Raw genomic sequence first — 20,528 nt, 5'->3', positions numbered from 1 at the left:
GAAACACTGACGATGCGTCTATTTATTCTGATGACAGGCTATGGCTAACCGGGTGATGGGTGCCTGCTTCGCCGGTTCCGGCAGCAGGTAATCAGCCTCGCAGCGCTGATCCTGCCCGGCACCCCATCGGATATCCAGGGATCCTGTGGGAGCCAGACCAGCCAGGTACACCACCCCCTCCTCACTCACAATGCCCGATACGCCCTCCTGCTCGCTGACAACACGCGCGCCAAAGGGAACGGGGTTGCCATCGAAAGTCAGCGCAAACAGCGCTCTGATCCCTTTCCTGGTCTCAAGCGTTGCACGCACCAGGGCGCCATCGGTCGGCACCACCATGGCGACGGCTTCATCCACCTCCACGTCGTCCTGCAACGAATTCACATCCAGCGCGACGCGGTTCAGGCGATAGCTAGAGGCATAAGGGATGACGGCATAGCCATCGGTGTCGGTGACAGTGCCTATGGTGTTCTCAATCTCGACCCCCTCGGCACCCGGTGCCGCCACCAGAATATTGGTGTTGCCAAGTGGCTGGCTGAAGGTCACGCCGCCCGCATGCACCACAACACCGCCAGTTCCGCCATAGGTCACCTGCTGCTTGTCCTCGCTGTAGTTATATCCGAGCTCAATATCGCCTCTGGCGCCTTGATACTGGATCTGTGCATTGCCACTGGATCCCACGTCCTGGTTGGTATATCCCTGCTGAACGCTGTAATTCAGGTTCTTATTTTCCAAGGCGGTCCCGCTCAGCCCAATCCGGTTCGTCGTCCGTCCATCCGCATCGTAGCTGACACCATAATCAGCGTAGGCAGAGGCGTAATCATCCGAGGTTGCCAGCCATCGCCCGACGGGGAGGGAAATATTCAGCGAGATGACCTTGTCTTCTTCAGGTTCAAAGGCGCTCTGGTTATAGCTGTATGCGAGTGAGTAAGTGATGTCTTTCCACACACCGGAATAACCGAGTTGCAGATATCTGTCCTCTTCATCGGTTTCCCAATAATTTTGCACTCGCGCACTCAAATAGACCGACTCGGCATCCCCTATCTGCTGGGATATGCTGCCCTCCAACCTGCCGCGCTTGGCATAATTGAGGTCATAGCGGCTGACTGGCTCATCATCATGGCCAGAATCGTCCGACTCATTATTACCGTCATCCAGATCACCAGACATGGATTTATAGGTGCTATCGGCGAAGGTGTAATATCCCTGCGTAGAATAATGGGCCCCCAGTAGCTGCACATCAGTGCCAAGGTCCACCAGTGATTTGGCATAAAGCAGGCTGAAGGATTGTCCTTGTGTCTCGCTTTCATCCGGCAGTACCGTATTTGCATAGGATAACTCGGCCGAGATGGCACCGAAGTCCCCCATGTTTTTGCCAATCCCCACCGCAAAGGAGTAATAATCCGACGATAATTGTGTTCCGCCAAAGAGCGTCACCGTTTCCTGAACCCCCATGGCGAGGGAACCCTGAATAAACTCAGGCTCTTCCTGCATATCGCTGCCAGAACGATATTTCCCTAACGTCACGTCATATTTCACCCGACCTTCACGGAGCAAGGTTGGAATGGATGCAAAAGGCACAACATAATGGCTGATGCTGCCATCATTCTCCTTCACTTCCACATCAAGGTCGCCGTTGGCCGAGGTCGCAAACAGATCCTCAATCAGAAATGGACCCGGAGGAACATGGGTCTGGTAAATCACATAGCCATTCTGCTTGATGGTGACGCTGGCATTGCTCTTCGCAATGCCATGTACCGTGGGTGCATATCCCTGCAAGCTGCTGGGGTACATCTGTTCATCTGATGCCAGCTGCACGCCACGAAAACCCACGCTGTCAAATATGTCGGACAGGGTGCTGCTATCACCTATGACGAGTTCACTCTTCAATGGGATGATGGCCCGCGTAATATGATTGCTCACACTCTGCAATTCGCTCGATTCATCACCCTTGTTCCAGGTCGAGTAATTTCTAAACCGCCACGCCCCCATATTGATACCGGTGTTGAGTGCAACAAAGCTGTCATCACCTATATCTTCCTTGCCTACGCTGTTGCTGCCACTGAACATGTAGTTCAGCATCAGCGCGTTGATACCTTCATCCCACAGCTCTTCCGAGACTTCACCCAGCACGCGCCGACTCATGGCAGCCTGCGGAATACTCACATCGAGCCGCAAACGCTCAAAGTAGAAGACATAATCGGCACCGGGGATCAGCGCCCGAATATCGACAGGCCCGGCCATCTCCTCCCCCACGGCGGGCTGCCCCTCTGACAGCGCTTGCGCATCGACGCCGAAGGCAACCAGATCATCGACGGAGAGCACTGGCCGCAAACCATCGCCATCCTTTTTGGATGTGCTGACGGCGAACACCACATCTCTGGTATCCACAAACTGATCGTTCAGAAATATATCGACCCGGTAGGTTCCCGGTAGCTGTTCGTTTTGTTCAAATGCAGCCAGATCCGCCACCGAGGACGGATCACCTGACAAGAATGCAGGATTAAACTGGACATCGGCCTGAGCATCAGAGAGCAGGCCCCATCCCGCCAATAATACGGCCAGTGACTTCGAATACGACATGGCTTGCATCCATTACGATTTAGGGCAAATGGACGGCTTGGTTTGAGAACCGTAATCATTGATTGATTGAAATGTCACATCCCCCGTCAAGTTGTCGACGTCGACACGCTCAGTCGCCAATGGTGGGACCATCATGTTGGCGACTCTTGTCTTTCCTACCTGCAGATTGACCATGGTGACAAAATAGGGCGACGGGTTGCGAACCGTCAGCATGCTGCCCTCGAGATTGCAACGCAGCATGGCGGGCGCCTCTATCGGTGGCACGGCCAGCCCTTGGGGTCGATAAAACAACTTGATGACACTCTGGGTGGCAATTTGCAGGGTATTACTATTCTGAGCCGCCTCTGAAACAGCAGGGATGGCCTTGGCATTGAGATAATAAACACTTTCACGATCGGCGGGCAGCGGATTTGCCCCCACATAAATAATTCTTAAGGTGTTCTCTTTTTTCGGCATCAATTTAAACAATGGTGGCGTGACCACAAAGTCATTGCTTTTTTTCCCCTCACTATCCGTGAACCAGGACTGAATCAAAAAAAGCGCCTTCTCATCGGTGTTGGTCACGGCCAACGACACCTGTTTATTGCCTTGAGGATATATAACGCGAGTGGCACCCAGCACCACACCACCCGCATGAATGGCAGTGCTGATGAAATAGAGGGCAGCCCCTATAAAAAGTGAATGCATGCTTTTGTGCGCTATCATAAATACCTCTCAAGGATAGGCGACTAAAAAATATACTGGAACGCTGACCGGTGACTCACTGGACATGGGCACCAAAAATTTGAATTTGGAGTGGAACCGGAATACGGGACCATTTACGAAACGCAAGAGTGTTGGATCATGGGCAACCTGAATGACCACCCGACCATCGGACCAATTCCAGGCCCCCTCTTCAACCTCATTCGATCTCCCGACATCATCTGTGCCCTCATCCTCGACACCGCTAAAACGGACACTCACATTCTGACTGACCGCAGAGGTGCATTCGCTCAGCCGAATATCAAACAACTTGGCATCGGTCCACTCTGTGGACGTGATTCGCCCCTCTTGCCACGATATCAGCTGCGCTGTTTCGGGTGCGCCAATGGCACAGGTTGAATAAACGACGCGCCCCTCAAGGTTCACATCGCCGGCAGTTCGTACTCGCTTGCCCCCCTCTGCCGCGACACCCAATGGCGTCATGGCGACCAGAATGGACAGCGACATCCCTTGCAATGCTCTTAGCACCGACGGCCCCTTCGAAACGATCGATAACAAGGCGATGACCCAATAGATTGCAGAGCCCTACTCACCAAAAAGGTGCCTCGACTCCTGCACCCGGCTCTCTCGACCCCAGACCGTCAACCGACCATGGGCATTCATCAGTCAAGAAGGCTGCCGGTGATACCAGTACCCCATTGCCTTCTCCGAAGACGGAAGTACCGCGGGTAAACAAAAAGAGGAGTGTCATTGCGTGACAGCAAGTGCCTGTACGACTGACCCCCGATACCGAGACACCCTGCAATCTAACGTTGGGACATAACGGAATGGGTGGCTCCGACAAGGAGCCACCCAGCCAATTCCCTTACTCGTAATGCACGTTGAAATTGGCCACGCTGCTGACGGGGCCCGGTGTGACCACAGTGCTGGTGGAGATATAGTCGACCGACAACGGTATGACTGTGGTGCCATCTACGAGGGTCACCTTGCTGGAGGGTACACCGGTATTGATCTCCAGCACCTCGCTGTCCGGCCCCATCAGCACCAGACCCACCCCTTGTGCAGCACCAGAACCCGCCGAGTTGGCCAGCACAGAGGTCTTGCCAGGGGCTGTGGTGCCCGTGAATGACACTGCGGCCGTGGCCTGTACACTCGTATCGCAGTCAACCAGTTTGATTTCGAAATTTTCCGGTTGATTTGCAGGCGCATCCGCCGCGCCGTTAAAGGCGGCAGTGCGTACCTGATCCAGATAAACAGTTTGATCCAGGGAGTCGGAGCTCACCGCGCAGGCCGCATTGACAACCTCACCGTTGAAATAAACGGTACCACCGGTCACGATTGTCGCCGGTTCGGCAGCGAATGCATTCAGGCTCATACCAGAGGAGAGCACAACGGCCATGGCCAACAGGGACTTTTTCATAAAAACCTCAAATGAATGTGTAAATTAATAAGCGCCAAAGTCTATCTCTCAGAAAAATACATCCTGAGCATTGATATACATCTGGCAAGTACCTAGCAGTAAATAAACGTCTATGTCACTGACAAAAGTCACCCTGAAAATATATCTCCCTGATATATCTTGTTTTATTAAACTGTAATCATTATTTTGCTCCATGGCGCCATTAATCAGCGCCACGGCAGTAGGTTATCAATACCAGCAAGAAGCCTCCCTCTCGGGGGGAGAATGAACATATAATGGAGAGTAGAGACATCATCACGGCATCCACATATTGGATGCTGTCATATATGGATCATGCTAGTGGCGTTAGAATGACAGGCTCTATATCAGGCAGTTCGTCCTTGCACAATCTAGGATACCAGCGCAGGGAGTTATTCACGTTTTGATATGAACAATAAACTGCCCCCTCATCTGCCAGTGCCAGCAAGTAGAGCCTCGCTGAATAGATGGTCTCATTGCACGCATCTGCAATTTCCCGCGTCTTGGGCCAGTCATCATAAGGCGGGATATTTCCTTCCACCGCAGGGCATAACGCCAGCAACGCACCATAAATCTTCTGTTTTTTGACGTCACTCTTTTTCACAATATGCTCGATTACCAGGTTCTTGATGGCTGATGTTCTGGGTATAAAATACAGACTCACCTAATCAGCTATATAACTTCAATTGTCAGGGGCAGCATCGACTCGCCTCGACAAATGCATAAAAAAGTGCCGAACGTGTCACCCCATTTTTTTCCGCCATCACCCGCCTTATCTGCCTGCGTTGTGACTCCGTCAAGGCTGGTGCTTTTTGAGCCTGGGGCTCAGGGCTCACGAGCTGCTTTATCGACTCGTCTGCCTCCACATTTACCGTCAACACCAACTGCAGGACCTCATCGACCACGGCCTCGTGCAGAGGATTTATCACCCCGCCAAACCGCACAAGGTGGCTCAAGCCAGGGCAAGCCGACACTTTCGACGTATGGTGTGTCTCAGGATCGAAGTGAATGAAAAGATAGCCTGGAAATAATGGCTCCCAAACGGACCTTATTTGACCAGGGCGATCCAGCCTCGGCTGATGCATGCGAATCTGGGGTATCAGCACCTCAATATTCAGATGTGCCAGAAATGCTTTAACCCTGAGTGCATTATGTTTCCCTGTCTTGTGACAGGCCAGATACCATCGTTCCACAGTGATTCATTCCCATACCCATTATCGATGGATGCGCACCGAAAACTGGCAACAAGGGGGTAAGCTCCGCCAAAATCGTACCCGGTAGCACAATCTAGACGACATGAATTCGGTGACAATATGAGAGTTCCAATTCATGCCCTCACCTCGATTGAAATAACTCCAATCGAGGCTCGTAAACAGCATTAAACTCTGACGTCCACATAATATCCATCAAATAGATGGATTAAAAGACAAGTACACAGATCAAAAAACCACAAGAGCATTAAAAACAGCATTAAAATCCAAATGCATCATTGGCGGCGACAGATAATCCGTTCATGGGAACGATCCCTCGATATATTCGATCGAGATTGGCCGATAAAAAAACGTTTGCGATTATAAAAAAAACTTTTTTTATCAGTAACAACTGAACCCTGACTTAATGAAATTTAAATTAAGATATTCAGAAGCTGGCTCATGGATATAATGATTGGTTTATTATTGATTTACATTTAAATAACACTTTTCCAATATAATTTATCGTTTCAGAATGAGGGAGCATTTGAGGCCTTAATTCGACAGACTCAATAACCTGCACCACCACCCATTTTCCTTTCTCCATCGCTTGCGGCTGTTCTTGTCCTCCATCTCCGGGGCCCGCTGGCGAGTTTCTTCCCAGCATGACGCCATACAGCGGTTCGTACTAAAACGGCTTCAGGCGACATCCACTGGGGGAGCGGTGAGGCGAGATTGGGCGATCGAACGAGCCCATGGCGTGAGAGAGCAGGACCCTCATCGCTCTGCATTTACACGTCGGTTGCACCTGGGTGATGGGCGCCGACAAGAAAAAGGTCCTTTGCGGGTCTGTCGGAGCAGCAGGCCAAGCGGCCTATGCGGGGAGCGGCCGACACAGCAACCTCGGGCAACCTCGGCCAGGTCTATGAGTGAAGCGGCGCCTGTCCTGGCGCCATCCGACAAGACAAGAAGGCCGGATCCCGCGCCCGGTTGCGTGCAAACGGCCACCCGAAAATGGCCGGGCCCAGCCCCGCAGAGCGTCGCTGTCCGCCTCCACTCTTCACCTTCACTCTTCGCCTTCACTCTCCACCTTAACTGCCCGCCTTCATTACCCTTATTGATTGCCCATCCCCTGCCCATTGCCCGTAATAGTGTTCCAGCAGCGCGTCGGCGTCGGCCACGGAGAGCTGCATCTGGGGCCAGCGCTCGCCCTTCTCCCTGATAGTCAGCAGGCTCTCCTTCTGGGGGCGAAGCTGGCTGCCAAGCCGCCGGTTCAGGGCCTCGTAGTGGGCGATGACAGCCTGCCGGCTGAAGAGGCCCGGGGTCAGATCCAGCCGGTAGCCCCGAAACAGCTGCTGCAACCCCTGATAGACCGCCAGGTGATAGACAGAGTGGTGGTCTTCTTCCTCGAAGTAGCGGCTGGTGACGTGCAGGTTGTAACCGGGGCGCGCCGCCACGCTGCGGGCAAACTGCCGCAACTGATCCCGGTGAAACTCGGATCGACCAACTCCCGGCGTGAAGGGGTTGTTGGCCACAGCCACAAACAGCGAGGCGGGGTGCTTGAGCGGGGCAAGCAAGGCCCGCTCGATAAGCGCAGCATCTCCCTGCAGGAGGCCGCCGAGCACGCGGGTTACAGCCATGTCGCGAACTTCATCACGGCGTTTCGCAAGCTGTTTGGCTATTCGCCCAGACAGGTCACCCGGCACGGGCGGGCGCAAACTGAGTAGCCGCCGCAGCCAGCCGGCACCAAGGTCTGCAAATCCATCCGCCCCTTGCCGCTCGTGCTGCTTCATCCTCTTGTTCATGCGCAATACATCTTTGCTCTGGAATAGTAGAGGCCGACACAGTTGGGGGGCGCTTGAAATCAGCGCTCGTCATCCACACATTCAGTGCATACAATGCGTTAACGAAGCGGAATCTGCCGCCTCACCCCGGAAATCAAGAGGACACCAAGATGGATACCCGTTCTATCTACACTGGCACCCAGAGTGCCGCGCGTGACACCAACAAGGTGCTGCGCAACACCTATATGCTGCTCTCCCTCACTCTTGGCTTCTCTGCCGTGGTGGCCGGGGTCGCCACCGTGATGAACATGCCGCCCCTGCACTGGGCCGTGTTCCTCATCGGTGTCTATGGTCTGATGTTCCTGACCGAGAAGAACCGTGACAACGGCATGGGGCTGGTGTTCACCTTCGCCCTGACCGGCCTGCTGGGCTACAGCCTGGGCCCCATCATCAACATGTACATGAACAATGGTGGTGGCGAGATAGTGATGACCGCGCTCGGCGGCACGGCGCTCACCTTCTTCGGTCTGTCGGCCTATGCCCTGACCACCAAGCGTGACCTCTCCTTCATCGGCGGCATGCTGTTCGTCGGTTTCTGGGTGCTGCTGGTGGCCATGGTCGCCAACATCTTCCTGCAGATGAGCGCCCTGAGCCTGGCCCTGTCCGCCATGTTCATGCTGTTCTCCTCCGGTGCCATCCTGCTGACCACCCAGCAGATAGTGCGCGGCGGCGAGACCAACTACATCTCCGCCACCGTGACTCTGTATGTCTCCATCTACAACATCTTCCTGAGTCTGCTGAGCCTGCTTGGCGGCAACCGCAACTGATGAAAAACCCCGCTTCGGCGGGGTTTTTATTGACACCTCTTTCTGTCAGGATAAGTTGCAAATCAAGGATATGAAGCAAAGTGGCCCTGATCCAAATCAGGGCCACTTCGTTGTCGACGGGTTATGCTGTCGCTTTCGTTTCGCTCAAGGGTTGCGTCTATCCCATGCCCATGGATTTCTCCGGCCTGCTGCGCCGCTTGCTAGCCGACAGCCACATCGTTTCCACTTCGCTCAAGGGTGAGCCTGGCATGCCCATGGACTTCTCCAGTTTGCTGCGTCGCCTGCTGACCGACAGCCATATCCATTTCATTTCGCTCAAGGGTGGTGCCTAGCATGCCCATGGACTTCTCCAGTTTGCTGCGCCGTCTGCTGACCGACAGCCACATCTACTTCGCTCTCAAGGTGCTGCTGGCCATCCTGGGGCTGCTCGCCTTCGCCCTGGTCACAGGGGACATCCAGCTCACCGTGCTGCTCTCCCTCGGGGTAGTGGCGGGGGCCATCGCCGAGACAGATGACAGCCTGTGGGGCCGGGTCAAGAACCTCGCCATGACGCTGGTCTGTTTCCTGTTTGCCTCCCTGTGCGTGCAGTACCTCTTCCCCACCCCCTGGCTGTTTGCCCTTGGGCTCGCGGGTTCCACCTTCATCTTCGTGATGGTGGGGGCGCTGGGGCAGCGCTACGCCACCATCAGCTTCGGCTCCCTGCTTATCGCCATCTACACCATGCTGGGGGCCGCCAAGGCGCCGGATCTCTTCTACCAGCCGCTGGCGCTCGGTGCCGGCGCCCTCTGGTACGGCCTGGTGTCGCTGGTCTGGCTCTGGCTGCTGCCCTACAAGACACTGCACGAGCAGCTCGCCCAGAGCTATTTCGCCCTCGGCCGCTACCTGCTGGAAAAATCCCGCTTCTTCCCGGCGGACGAGCACGACGCCCAGGCCATTCGCCACAACCTGGCCCAGCTCAACATCAACCTGGTCAATGCCCTCAACCTGACCAAGACGGCGCTCAACGCCCGCCTCAGTACCCGCCATCAGGCGGCGCCCGAGCTCGCCGGCCTGCTGCGGCTCTACCTGCTGGCACTGGAGATCCAGGAGCGGGCCACCTCCAGCCACTACCCCTACAGCAAGCTGGAGGCCGAGCTCAAGCAGGGCATAGTCCTCGACGGCTTCCAGGAGGTGTTCCTGCAGCTCTCAGAGGCGTGCCAGCGGCTCGGTTACGCCATCCTGGTGCACAAGCCCTATGCCCATCACAAGCGCATCCACTGGACCCTGGAGGCCCTTGGCGACCAGCTGGAGTTCACCCATCTCAAGCAGCACTATCCCAAGACTCTGCTGACGCCGATGAAGTTCCTGCGCCGCAATCTCTCCAGCATCAACGAGCTGCTGGCCAGCGCCGAGGAGCTGCAAAACCCCGCCTCCCCTCCCACCAGCCTGCCGCCCCTGGCGAGGCCTGCCTCCTTGCCGCTGCTGGCCCTGCTCAAGCAGCACCTGACCCCGAACTCCATGGTGTTTCGCCACGCCCTGCGGCTGTCGCTGGGCCTGGTGGTGGGTTACGGCATCTTGCAGGCGTTCAGTCTGGACAAGGGCTACTGGATACTACTGACGGTGCTGTTCGTCTGTCAGCCCAGCTACAGCGCCACCCGGCGCCGTCTGGTGCAGCGGATGCTCGGCACCTTCGCCGGCATCTTGATAGGCGTGCCCGTGCTCTGGCTCTTCCCCGAGCTGCACCTGCAACTGGGGATCATGGGGCTGGCCGCCTTCCTGTTCTTCACCCAGGTGCGCAGTAACTACAGCGCCGCCGTCTGCTTCATCACCCTCTATGTGCTGATGGCGTTCAACCTGCTGGACGGCATCGGCTTCGCCATCCTGGGGCCGCGCCTGCTCGATACCCTGCTCGGCTGCCTGCTCTCCTACGCGCTGGTGGCCTGGCTCTGGCCGGACTGGCAATACAAGCGGCTGCCGACCCTGATTGCCAACTCCCTCTCCGCCAACGCCCGCTACCTGTCGGCTGTGCTCGCCAGCCTGCACCGCCAACGCGACGAGTCCCTCGACTACCGGGTGGCCCGCAAGTGTGCCCACCTGGCCGACAGCGAGCTGGCCATGGCCTGGCAGAGCATGCTGGTGGAGCCGAGCAAGCGCCGCCGCTTCCTCGATCTCTGCTTCACCCTCACCTGGCGCAACCATGCCCTGCTCTCCTACATCTCGGCCCTCGGGGCCCATCGCGACAAACTCGAGCCCATCCCCGAGCTCGACGAGATCAGCCGACACATCAGCCATACCCTGGAGCGGGCCGCCGGCCATTTGGCGGGGGAGATGCCGGCCCAGCTCGAAGGATCATGCCCGGCCATAGCCCCGGACAGCAGCGAGGAGCAGCTGATGCTGACCCAGCAGCTCAATCTCATCAGCCAGCTGGCGGATGAGTTGCTGATGCTGGCCAACGACGGCCAACTGCTCACCCGGCAAGGCAACGCCTGAGGGGTGAAGGAAGACAGCAGTCCAGATAGCGCTCTCCAGGCGGGGCGACGACCCTGCCCGGTGATTTGTGCGCCCAGGCGCGCCTTGGCCGGTTGCTCGCCGAAGATCAAGGCGCTACCATGCCCGCCCAATCCCGACAGCCCGAGGAGCCTCCATGTCCGAGCACCCGTCCGAACACCATCAGCTGCATTTCAACGGCCAACTCATCGAGACCGATGCCAAGGGCTATCTGCGCCACAGCGAAGAGTGGAGCGAGGCGCTGGCGCTGGTATTGGCCGAGCAGGAGGGCATAGTGCTGGAGGAGCCGCACTGGGAAGTGGTGCGCTTCGTGCGGGCCTTCTATCTGGAGTTCAACACCTCCCCCGCCATCCGCGCCCTGGTCAAGGCGATGGAGAAGCAGTACGGCCCCGAGAAGGGCAACAGCCGCTACCTCTACAAGCTGTTCCCCGAGGGGCCTGCCAAGCAGGCCACCAAGATTGCCGGCCTGCCCAAGCCGGTGAAGTGCATCTAAAAACCCGCCCCGCCTCTCACCGAGAGCCCCTGAACGGGTACCAAAAAAATACCGCGCCCATCTGTGAAATGAGGCGCGGTATTTTTTTGTTCGGCGTTCGTCAAACCCGCATCAGGGGTTGTAGGCCACCACTGAGCCGCTCAGCCCCGTCATCTGGCTTATCCTGCTCTGCATGCCCTGCAGCTTAGCCTTGGAGACATCCGGTCCAATAAAGACCCGGTTTATCTGCCCCTGCACCGGGGTTCTCGGCGAGGTCTGGGCCGAGTAGCCGGCCGCCCTCAGCTTGCCCACCAGGGCATTGACGCTGTCAGCATTCTTGAAGGCGCCGAGCTGCAGGATCCAGCTGCCCTGGGCCGGGGCTGCCGCCGCGGGTGCCGGGGTCGCCGCCTGGGTCGTCATCTTGCTCGCAATGAGATCGTCCATGGACTTGATCTGACCCACCTGCGGCTTGCTCTCCACCGGCTTGGGGGGCACCGGCTTGGGCTTGGGTTGCTCCACCGGTTTCTTGGCCACCACCTCGGGCTTGGGCAAGGGTTTGGGCTCAGGCTTGGCTGCAACCTGGGTCGCTGGCTGTGCCTGGGCGGCAGCAGTGGCCTGATTGGCGGCCAGGGTCACCGTATCCCCAATCTCTTCTACCTGCCACTGGGTGGCGGCAGAGGCCTGCTGCTGGCTCGCCAAGTGATCGGCCGGCAGGGTGCTGGCGGCAGAAACCTGCAAGGCGGGCTTGGCTGGCTCAAGCTCAGGGCGCAGTGGGATCTTGGCAAACGCCTCTTCCTTCTGCTCCAGCTTGTTGCCGTCCATCAGGTCCGGCAGAAAGATGACAACCAGGGCGACCAGGATGACGGTCCCCACTAATCTGTTTTGAAACTTCGAAGCCAAGTTAATTTCCACCCATGTTACTTAAACTCAACTGCAATCTTGCGGAGATCCACGATGAACGGTCCCCAGCAGCCATGCTGTTTTGCAACCTCGCAGCCAAGTTAATTTCCACCCATGTCACTTAAACTCAACTGCAATCTTGCGGACATCGACGATGCGAAGAGCAGGTCGGGCAGCTCAGGCGCTCGCCGCCAGCACGTCGGCGACAGTGTAAAACGAACCAAAGACGATGACCATATCATCAGGACTCGATGCGGCCAGGGCAGCCCGATAAGCCGCGCTCACGCCGTCAAAGGTCGCCGCCGGGCCCTGCCCGTCCCCGAGAGCGGCGACAAGCTGCTCTGCAGTGGCGGCGCGCGGACCAGTGAGGCTTGCCAGGAACCACTGGTCGATGAGGCCATCGAGTTCGGCGAGCGACCCCGCCATGTCCTTGTCTTTCAGCATGCCGACCACGGCGCGGCGCTTGCCCTTGCCGGGGATCTGGCGCAGCTGGCTCGCCAGATAAGCCGCCGAATGGGGATTGTGGGCCACATCGACGATGACCAGCGGCTCGTCTTGCAGCCGCTGCATCCGCCCCGCCAGCCGGGCATTGGCCAGCCCTTCACGGATGGCGGACTCCGCCAGCGGCAAACCGAGGGATTCCAGCGCCGCCAGCACGGTCACCGCGTTCATCAGCGGCAGGGCCGGTTTGGGCAGCCCCAGCCAGTGGTTCAGGCCGTGGTAATCCCAACCGGAATCCTGCTCATCGCCGTGGAAGTCGCGGCCGACCTGACGCAGACAGGCACCGAGGCGCTGCGCCTCTGAGGCTATGGTCGCTGGGGGATTGGGCTCGCCGCTGATGGCGGGTTTGCCTGCGCGGTAGACGCCGGCTTTTTCCACTGCCACAGCTTCTCGGGTATCCCCGAGCCAGTCGCAGTGATCGAGCGCAATGGAGGTGATCATGGCCACATCGGACTCCACCACATTGGTGGCGTCGAGACGGCCGCCCAGCCCCACTTCCAGCAGCAGCACGTCGGGGGCGGCGCGGCAGAAGAGCCACAGGCCCGCCAGGGTGGCGAACTCGAAGAAGGTGAGCGCTATCTCGCCGCGAGCGGCTTCCACCTCGGCAAAGGCGGCGCAGTGCTCGCTGTCAGAGAGCTCGGCCCCGTCGATACGCACCCGCTCGGTAAAGCGCAGCAGGTGCGGCGAGGAGTAGACCCCTACCTTGTAACCGGCGGCCATCAGTATGCTGGCGGCCATGGCACAGGAGGAGCCCTTGCCGTTGGTGCCCGCCACAGTGATCACCTTGAACGGCAACCTGGTGAGACCCATGCGCCGGGCGACGGCGCCGACCCGCTCCAGCCCCATGTCGATGTTGACCGGGTGGATCTGTTCCAAATAAGAAAGCCAGTCGACCAGCGACCGGCTTTGAGATTGTTGCATGTGCGAACTCATGTTCAGTCTTCGATGACCTGAGTGTTCATCAGCTTGGCCAGCAGGCCGGCCAGACGGTTGCGCATTTCGCGCCTGTCGATGATGAGATCGATGGCGCCCTTCTCCAGCAGGAACTCGGAGCGCTGGAAGCCTTCCGGCAGCTTCTCGCGCACTGTCTGCTCGATGACGCGGGGACCGGCGAAGCCGATCAGCGCCTTGGGCTCGCCCACGTTGATGTCACCCAGCATGGCCAGACTGGCGGAGACGCCCCCCATGGTGGGGTCGGTCAGCACAGAGATGAAGGGCAGGCCCGCCTTGGTGAGGCGATCGAGCGCCGCACTGGTCTTGGCCATCTGCATCAGGGAGAAGAGCGCCTCCTGCATCCGCGCCCCACCAGAGGTGGAGAAGCAGACCAGGCCGCGGCCTTCCTTGATGCACTCCTCGACGGCGCGCACGAAGCGGGCACCGACCACGGAGGACATGGAGCCACCGATGAAGGAGAACTCGAATGAACAGGCGACGACCGGCACCCCCTTGAGGGTCCCCTTCATCACCACCAGCGCATCTTTTTCTCCCGTCTCTTTCTGAGCGGCAGACAAACGATCCTTGTAGCGCTTGGAATCCTTGAATTTCAAGATGTCCTGCGGCTCCAGCTCGGCACCGACTTCGGTGCGGCCCTGCTCGTCGAGGAAGCTCTCGAGGCGGGCGCGGGCGCTGATCCGCATATGATGATCACACTTGGGGCACACTTCGAGATTGCGCTCCAGTTCTGCCCGGTAGAGCACCTGTTCGCAAGCGGTACACTTGGTCCACACCCCTTCCGGAATGTTGTGACGACGCGGTGTAGTGATCTTGCTCTTGGGAAGGATCTTCTCAAGCCAGCTCATGGAATTCCTTAATGCTTTTGTGCCTGACAAAACGCATCGGGCCTTGATTGTTCAATGACTTACGGCTCGATGGCAATAAATGACGGATCATTAAACCACAAATTTTCGGGCCCAGTTACTAAAAACTGGTCGTACCCGGTGCCGAGTCCGGCAGCCACAGCGGGCCGAGCGGCAACTGCGGCAGGCCAAACTCTGCCGGGTAATCCACGTCCACCAGATAGAGCCCCCCCGCCTTGGCGGTCGGCCCCGCCAGATTGCGATCCCTGGCCGCCAGCACCTCGGCTATCCACTCCACCGGTTTGAGGCCCTGCCCCACCAGCAGCAGGGAGCCGGTGATGTTGCGCACCATGTGGTGCAAGAAGGCGTTGGCCTTGATGTCGAGCACTATGTAGGGGCCGGAGCGGCTGACGCACAGGTGGGTCACATTGCGCCAGGGGGTGTTGGACTGGCAGGCGATGGCACGGAAGGTGCTGAAGTCGTGCTCCCCGAGCAGGCTCTGGCCCGCCTGGTGCATCAGGTCGGCGTCTATGGTCTCGTGGTAGTGGCTGACGCCGCTGCCGAGAATGGCCGGGCGGAAGTTATGGTTGTAGATCACATAACGGTAGCGACGGGCGGTGGCGCTGAAGCGGGCGTGGAAGCTCTCGTCCACCTCCTTGACCCAGCGCACGGCGATGTCAGGGGGCAGGTTGGAGTTGAGCCCCAGGGTCCAGGCGCCCTCGGCGCGGTTCGCCTCGGTATCGAAGTGGATCACCTGACCGGTGGCGTGCACCCCGGCATCGGTACGGCCGGCGCACTGGATGGAGACGGGATGGTTGGCGATGCGGCTGAGGGCTTTTTCCAGTTCGGCCTGCACGCTGATCACTTCGCGCTGACGCTGCCAGCCGAAGTACCGGCTGCCGTCGTATTCAATACCTAGGGCAATTCGCATGGATGAATCTTGTCTTGTGGGGAAGGGATGAAAGAAACGGGCCGGATTATACGCCCTTGGGCCCAAAAGTCCCAGTTCGTACCGGCGACCAAAATGAAAGAGGGCAGCCCGCGGGCTGCCCTCTGTGTTCATCAGCGGCAAAGGGAGATCACCCCAGGCGCCTGAGCAGCTTCTCGGCTTCGCTGCGCTGGTGCTCGCTGCCCTGGGCCGCCGCCTCTTGCAGCAGCTCGCGGGCGCTCTCCTTGTCGTCGATCTCGAGGTAGGCCCGGGCCAGATCCAGCTTGGCCCCCACGCCGCCGTCATCGGCATCCACATCGAACCCGGTGGACTCCGGCAACACCTCGGGGAAGCCATCCAGCCCCACATCCAGGGAGAAGCCCTGGTAGGGCTCCTGCTCGGTGCTGCTGGCGTTGGCCTCGGCCAGGAGCTTGTCTATCTCCACGTAGTCGTTCGCCTGCGCCTGTTCACGGGGTGTCAGATCGCCCTGATGGGACTCCACCTCGGTGAAGGCATCCTCGAAGTCGGCCAGGGCCAGCTCGTTGGGATCCCAGGCCGGCGGTTGGGCAGCGCCCTTGGCCTGCGTCGGTTCGAGTCCGAGCTCGGCCAGCATGTCATCGATATCATCCTTGCCATAGGCGTCGTCGCCTCGGGCGTCGGTGGCAGGCTCGTGGAAGTCGGTCTCGAGATCGCTGAGATCAAAGTTGGCGAGGGCCCCATCGCGCTGGCTTCTGCTCTGCGCCTGCGCCTGGCTGAGATCGGCCTCGAGGTCGGCATCCAGCTCGGCAAACAGGGCCGCTTGCAGCTCCTCCTCGCTCATGATCTCGTCGCTGGCCCGGGCCTTGGCCTCGGACTCGCCGGAGAGATCCAGCTCAGGGGCCAGGGGCAGACCGAAGTCTCCCTCGTGGGCCAAGTCGAGCTCGGGCACCAGATCCGGATCCCGGTTGGCCGTCGTCACCGCAGGCTCCACATCGAAGGCGGACAGGGCCATCTCATCATCGCTGAAGATGACGTCAGTCGGGGCCTTGGCCCCCTCCTGGCTGCCATTGCCACCCGGCTCATTGAGATCCGGCATGGGGTGCATGGGCTCGTCATCGGCGATGCCGACCGTCATCAGCTGGTCAAACTCGCTGCTCTCCTCCCCCATCACCATGGAGGTGGACTCCGACAGGCTCTTCTCCTGCTCTTCCAGCTCGCGGCGGGCGCGGGCCCGCAGCCAGAGCGTCACCAGCGCCAGCACCAGCAGCACAGGCAGCAAAATGATCATGGCGAGGTTCAGCGGCGAGGCGAGCAGCTCCATCACCCAGTTCTGCTTGGGTTCGGGGGCCACCACGGGCGGCACCGGCTTGGCCTTAAGCTCCGCCACCTCTTTTTGCAGCGCGGTCTGATCCTGCAACTGGGCCTTGAGGGTCTCCACCTCTTCGGTCAGGGACTGCAGCCGCAGCTTGAGCCTGTGGTTCATCTCGGTGACCTGACCGAGCTGCGCGTTGGCATCTTCCAGCGCCAGCGCCATCTCGGTGGAGGGTTTGCCCACCACGGTCGCGGCACTGACCGGCAAGGGGGCCGGGGCAGCGGTTGGCGCGGCAGTACTTGCCGCCGGGGCCGGCTCGACCGCCTTGGCGATCGCGGTCACCTCGGTGGCCGCCTGGGGTGCGCTCACCTTGGGAGCGGCCGTCGGAAGGGGGGCCGCCTTGGCCACGGCCTTGACCGGCGCGCTGGCCGCCGGCTTGGTCGCCACCGGATGGGGCTGCTTCTCGGCCAGGTATTTGGGGCTCAGCCCCTTCCAGCTGGCGTTGTCGCTGTTGAAGCGGCGACGAGCCTCTGCGTCCGTGATGCGGCCCGCCTCGGCGGCGCTGGGCAGCAGAATGCGGGATCCCACCAGGATGTGGTTGATGTTGCCGTCGGCAAAACTGCGGGGATTCTTGTCGTAGATCGCCACCATGGTCTGGTAGACGGTCACCCGGCTGGAGGGGCGATGCTTGCTCGCCAGACTCCAGAGGGTATCGGTAGAACGGACAGGGCCATAGCTGCCAGCCGCCGCACTGGGCGCCTGACGCACCATGGGCTGGGCCCTGGGAGCCGGCTGGGCCGGTGCCACGGGCTGGGCCTGAGGTTGAACGACAGGAGGCGCGGCACCGTCCGGGCCCTTGAGCTCGACAAAGAAAGGCTCTCGCCCCGCCTCATCGGCCTGAGCCGTGCCCAGAAGACCCAATGCGAGTAGCGTTGCCAGCGTTATGCGGGAATGTCCCATATTCGTTCCTTCGTATGATGGCCCTATCACATTGAAAAATCTGGATAGTTACCCCAAAACAATCGGCTCAATATAAATCAGCCGCCGGTCTCAAGCCAGCGATCCGACATATTTCCCGTCCGGCGCCTATCAGCTGCGAGCCCGATCCAGGCCAGACATGAGTCCCAGACCTGAACCCGAGTGTAGAAAAAAACCTAGCTCACTGATATCACGCGACATTCTTAAAACCGGAGAGTGCGCCCCCGGTCACATCCCTAGCCTCTCAGTCGCCTCCTAGGGCGGGGTTCCCTCCCCGCCACAGGCCGCAACAGGGCCTCAGAGGTAGTCGCGCACCAGCAGTTCGGCGATCTGCACGCTGTTGGTCGCCGCGCCCTTACGAACGTTATCGGCCACGATCCACATATTGATACCGCTCGGATGAGAAATATCCTGGCGTACCCGGCCGACCAGCACCTCGTCCTTGCCGGTGCCGTCGCGCACCGGGGTCGGGTAGTCGGCATCGTCTTCGAACAGGGTGACACCCGGGGCATTGCGCAGCAGCTCCTTGACCTGCTCGGCATCCAGCGGCTGGTGCAGCTCGACGTGGACCGCCTCGGCGTGACCGTAGAAGACGGGCACCCGCACGCAGGTGGGGTTCACGGCGATGCTGGCATCCCCCAGGATCTTCTGGGTCTCCCACACCATCTTCATCTCTTCACGGGTGTAACCGTTGTCGGTGAAGCTGTCGATCTGCGGGATCAGGTTGAAGGCGATCTGCTGCGGGTAGAGGGTCGGCTCCACCGGACGGCCGTTGAGCAGATGGGCAGTCTGACCGGCCAGCTCGCTCACCCCTTCCTTGCCGGAGCCGGAGACGGACTGGTAGGTCGCCACGTTGATGCGGGCTATGCCCACCTCGTCCTGCAGGGGCTTGAGGGCAACCAGCATCTGTATGGTGGAGCAGTTGGGGTTGGCGATGATGTTGCGATTGCGAAAATCCGCCAGGGCATCCGGGTTCACTTCCGGGATCACCAGGGGGATGTCTTCGTCGTAACGGAAGCAGGAGGTGTTGTCGATGACGATGCAGCCCTGCTCGGCCGCGATGGGCGCCCACTTGGCAGAGACCTCGGCCCCGGCGGAGAAGAGGGCGATCTGCACCTGGCTCCAGTCAAACTCCTCGACATCCTTGATCTCGATGTTCTTGCCGCCAAAGCGCACGGTATCACCGGCGCTGCGGCTGGAGGCCAGGGGATAGAGGGTGGCGACCGGGAAGGCACGCTCTTCCAGGATCTCGATCATGGCCTGACCCACGGCGCCGCTCGCGCCCAGTACAGCTACGTTGAATTGTTGACTCACTGATGTTCTCTCCTGTGATATTGCCCGCCGATGAGGCCGACCGGGTCGGCATCAGGGGTGGCAAGTGTGATCTGTCTGATGGTCGGCCGGCAGGGTGCCGGGCCGAAACGGATGGCCCCGATCTGGTGATCGGAGCCCCGCATGAATTCCGGTTTATTTTTGCGAGATGGCAAAGCCCAGCCGGGCCAGCCTGTCGCAGGCGAAGGGGCCGCTGACCTGCAAGGAGGAGAGCTCGCGCCGCTCCGGATAGTCCTTGCGCTGCCCATCGAAGCTGCCAGGCACCCCAATCCGGTTGCGAAAGCGGGCATCGTCCCGGCGCACGTCATAGATGAGGTGGACCATCTGCTTGATCAACCCCTGATCGGCGGGCTGACCCGGCGTCAGCTCACGCACCTCGGGGGCGGGCAGCAGGGATTGCAGATCCTGGCGCGGCATACGGCCAAGCTGCTGGCAGAGCGCCTGATAGAGCATCCAGGTGCCGCGGGCCTTGCCCTCCAGGCTGTAGCCGGCGATGTGCGGGGTGGCAAGCTCGGTATGGGGCACCAGGGCCTTGAGCGGCTCAGGCTCCCCTTCCCACACATCCATCACCAGCCGCAATGGCTGATCGCTCTGCTGGCGCGCCAGCAGGGCCTGGTTGTCCCACACCTCCCCCCGGGAGGCATTGATAAGGAACTGGCCCCCGGGCAGCGCCGCGATCTCGCGCTCCCCCAGCAAGTGGAAGGTCGGCTCCGGCCCCTCGCGGGTCAGGGGCACATGGAAGCTGACGATGTCGGCGCCGAGCGCCGTGGGGTAGTCAACGAAGCCGGCGGCGTCTTCCAGGCGGGCCCGCGGCGGATCGCAGCGCAGCACCCGCATACCGAGCGCCTCTGCCTTGCCCGCCACGCACTCCCCTGTGTTGCCGGCGCCGATGACGGCGAGGCTCATCTGATCGAGGCTGAGCTCATGGCGCTCCGCCAGCACCAGCAGGGCCGAGAGCACATAGTCGCCGACCGAATACTTGTTGCAGCCGGGGGCACTGAAGAAGGGGATGCCCCGCTCGGCCAGGAGCGCGGTGTCGATGTGATCCGTGCCTATGGTGGCGGTGCCGACGAAACCGAGCCGCGGGCAGTCGGCGAGCAGCCCGGCATCGACCCGGGTCACCGAGCGCACCAGCAGCACGTCGGCATCCTGCAGATCCGCCGCCCCTATCTGCCGCCCGGGCAGGGGGACGACCTCGCCAAATTCGGCAAACAGCTCGCAGGCATGGGGCATATTTTCATCAACGACGATCTTCATCGGCTCTCTTCTCATCCACAACCGGCCACAGGCGCGCCATTCTAGCCCAAGCGGGCCGAATTTTC

At 59.8% G+C, this 20,528-nt stretch carries 19 protein-coding genes; 5 read left to right on the top strand and 14 right to left on the bottom strand.

What is annotated here, in order from left to right; all coding sequences use genetic code 11:
* Positions 1 to 18: 18 nt before the first annotated feature.
* The 7 genes from G4923_RS12420 to G4923_RS21150 form a co-directional block, all read right to left on the bottom strand.
* Complete coding sequence (locus G4923_RS12420) at positions 19 to 2,580, bottom strand: fimbrial biogenesis usher protein (protein ID WP_205597079.1); 2,562 nt, start codon at positions 2,578 to 2,580, stop codon at positions 19 to 21.
* A 12-nt stretch (positions 2,581 to 2,592) separates the two neighbouring features.
* Positions 2,593 to 3,285, bottom strand: coding sequence for a fimbrial biogenesis chaperone (locus G4923_RS12415; protein WP_204356796.1), 693 nt, complete (start codon positions 3,283 to 3,285; stop codon positions 2,593 to 2,595).
* Between the two features lie 9 nt (positions 3,286 to 3,294).
* Positions 3,295 to 3,789 carry a fimbrial protein gene (locus tag G4923_RS12410; protein ID WP_111911534.1) on the bottom strand — a complete coding sequence of 165 codons (495 nt, stop codon included), beginning with the start codon at positions 3,787 to 3,789 and terminating at the stop codon, positions 3,295 to 3,297.
* Between the two features lie 358 nt (positions 3,790 to 4,147).
* Positions 4,148 to 4,702, bottom strand: coding sequence for a fimbrial protein (locus G4923_RS12405; RefSeq protein WP_111911536.1), 555 nt, complete (start codon positions 4,700 to 4,702; stop codon positions 4,148 to 4,150).
* Between the two features lie 331 nt (positions 4,703 to 5,033).
* The gene (locus G4923_RS12400; RefSeq protein ID WP_204356798.1) at positions 5,034 to 5,324 is read right to left on the bottom strand and encodes a FaeA/PapI family transcriptional regulator; all 291 of its coding nucleotides are present in this window, start codon (positions 5,322 to 5,324) and stop codon (positions 5,034 to 5,036) included.
* Positions 5,325 to 5,409: 85 nt separating this feature from the next.
* Positions 5,410 to 5,913: a transcription termination/antitermination NusG family protein gene (locus G4923_RS21460; protein ID WP_163137239.1), complete on the bottom strand. Its 504-nt coding sequence runs from the start codon at positions 5,911 to 5,913 to the stop codon at positions 5,410 to 5,412.
* Positions 5,914 to 7,001: 1,088 nt separating this feature from the next.
* Positions 7,002 to 7,550 carry a hypothetical protein gene (locus G4923_RS21150; RefSeq protein ID WP_240455330.1) on the bottom strand — a complete coding sequence of 183 codons (549 nt, stop codon included), beginning with the start codon at positions 7,548 to 7,550 and terminating at the stop codon, positions 7,002 to 7,004.
* On the opposite strand from G4923_RS21150, the gene G4923_RS21275 reads away from it, so the two are divergent.
* The 5 genes from G4923_RS21275 to G4923_RS12370 all read left to right on the top strand — a co-directional run bounded on the left by G4923_RS21275 (position 7,509) and on the right by G4923_RS12370 (position 11,501).
* Complete coding sequence (locus G4923_RS21275) at positions 7,509 to 7,637, top strand: helix-turn-helix domain-containing protein (protein WP_338120463.1); 129 nt, start codon at positions 7,509 to 7,511, stop codon at positions 7,635 to 7,637. The two genes, G4923_RS21150 and G4923_RS21275, sit on opposite strands and share 42 nt — an antisense overlap.
* A 227-nt stretch (positions 7,638 to 7,864) precedes the next feature.
* A complete protein-coding gene (locus G4923_RS12385; RefSeq protein WP_111911540.1) occupies positions 7,865 to 8,521 on the top strand; it encodes a Bax inhibitor-1/YccA family protein in 657 nt (218 codons plus the stop codon).
* 164 nt (positions 8,522 to 8,685) lie between these two features.
* Positions 8,686 to 8,853, top strand: coding sequence for a hypothetical protein (locus G4923_RS12380; RefSeq protein WP_163137237.1), 168 nt, complete (start codon positions 8,686 to 8,688; stop codon positions 8,851 to 8,853).
* 1 nt (position 8,854) lies between these two features.
* Positions 8,855 to 10,990 carry a YccS family putative transporter gene (gene yccS, locus G4923_RS12375; protein ID WP_163137236.1) on the top strand — a complete coding sequence of 712 codons (2,136 nt, stop codon included), beginning with the start codon at positions 8,855 to 8,857 and terminating at the stop codon, positions 10,988 to 10,990.
* Positions 10,991 to 11,144: 154 nt separating this feature from the next.
* Positions 11,145 to 11,501 carry a TusE/DsrC/DsvC family sulfur relay protein gene (locus tag G4923_RS12370; protein WP_043132186.1) on the top strand — a complete coding sequence of 119 codons (357 nt, stop codon included), beginning with the start codon at positions 11,145 to 11,147 and terminating at the stop codon, positions 11,499 to 11,501.
* Between the two features lie 111 nt (positions 11,502 to 11,612).
* Here the strand turns inward: G4923_RS12370 and dedD are convergent, their stop codons facing one another.
* From dedD to G4923_RS12335, 7 genes are all read right to left on the bottom strand, one after another.
* Entirely contained in the window at positions 11,613 to 12,380 is a 768-nt protein-coding gene (dedD, locus tag G4923_RS12365; protein ID WP_163137235.1) for a cell division protein DedD, read from the bottom strand.
* A 177-nt stretch (positions 12,381 to 12,557) separates the two neighbouring features.
* The gene (gene folC / locus G4923_RS12360; RefSeq protein ID WP_163137234.1) at positions 12,558 to 13,814 is read right to left on the bottom strand and encodes a bifunctional tetrahydrofolate synthase/dihydrofolate synthase; all 1,257 of its coding nucleotides are present in this window, start codon (positions 13,812 to 13,814) and stop codon (positions 12,558 to 12,560) included.
* A gap of 2 nt (positions 13,815 to 13,816) precedes the next feature.
* Positions 13,817 to 14,680, bottom strand: coding sequence for an acetyl-CoA carboxylase, carboxyltransferase subunit beta (gene accD, locus G4923_RS12355; protein ID WP_025327347.1), 864 nt, complete (start codon positions 14,678 to 14,680; stop codon positions 13,817 to 13,819).
* 118 nt (positions 14,681 to 14,798) lie between these two features.
* Positions 14,799 to 15,608, bottom strand: coding sequence for a tRNA pseudouridine(38-40) synthase TruA (truA, locus tag G4923_RS12350; protein WP_163137233.1), 810 nt, complete (start codon positions 15,606 to 15,608; stop codon positions 14,799 to 14,801).
* 148 nt (positions 15,609 to 15,756) lie between these two features.
* Positions 15,757 to 17,856, bottom strand: a complete 2,100-nt coding sequence (locus G4923_RS12345; protein ID WP_163137232.1) for a FimV/HubP family polar landmark protein — start codon at positions 17,854 to 17,856, stop codon at positions 15,757 to 15,759.
* Between the two features lie 315 nt (positions 17,857 to 18,171).
* A complete protein-coding gene (locus tag G4923_RS12340) occupies positions 18,172 to 19,188 on the bottom strand; it encodes an aspartate-semialdehyde dehydrogenase (RefSeq protein ID WP_111911552.1) in 1,017 nt (338 codons plus the stop codon).
* A 153-nt stretch (positions 19,189 to 19,341) separates the two neighbouring features.
* Positions 19,342 to 20,463, bottom strand: coding sequence for a 4-phosphoerythronate dehydrogenase (locus G4923_RS12335; RefSeq protein WP_163137231.1), 1,122 nt, complete (start codon positions 20,461 to 20,463; stop codon positions 19,342 to 19,344).
* Positions 20,464 to 20,528: the final 65 nt, after the last annotated feature.

It is taken from the genome of Aeromonas rivipollensis, assembly GCF_010974825.1.
Lineage (GTDB): Bacteria > Pseudomonadota > Gammaproteobacteria > Enterobacterales > Aeromonadaceae > Aeromonas > Aeromonas rivipollensis.
The sequence above is the reverse complement of the archived record's forward strand: the minus strand, read 5'-3'. Positions and strand labels throughout refer to the sequence as shown.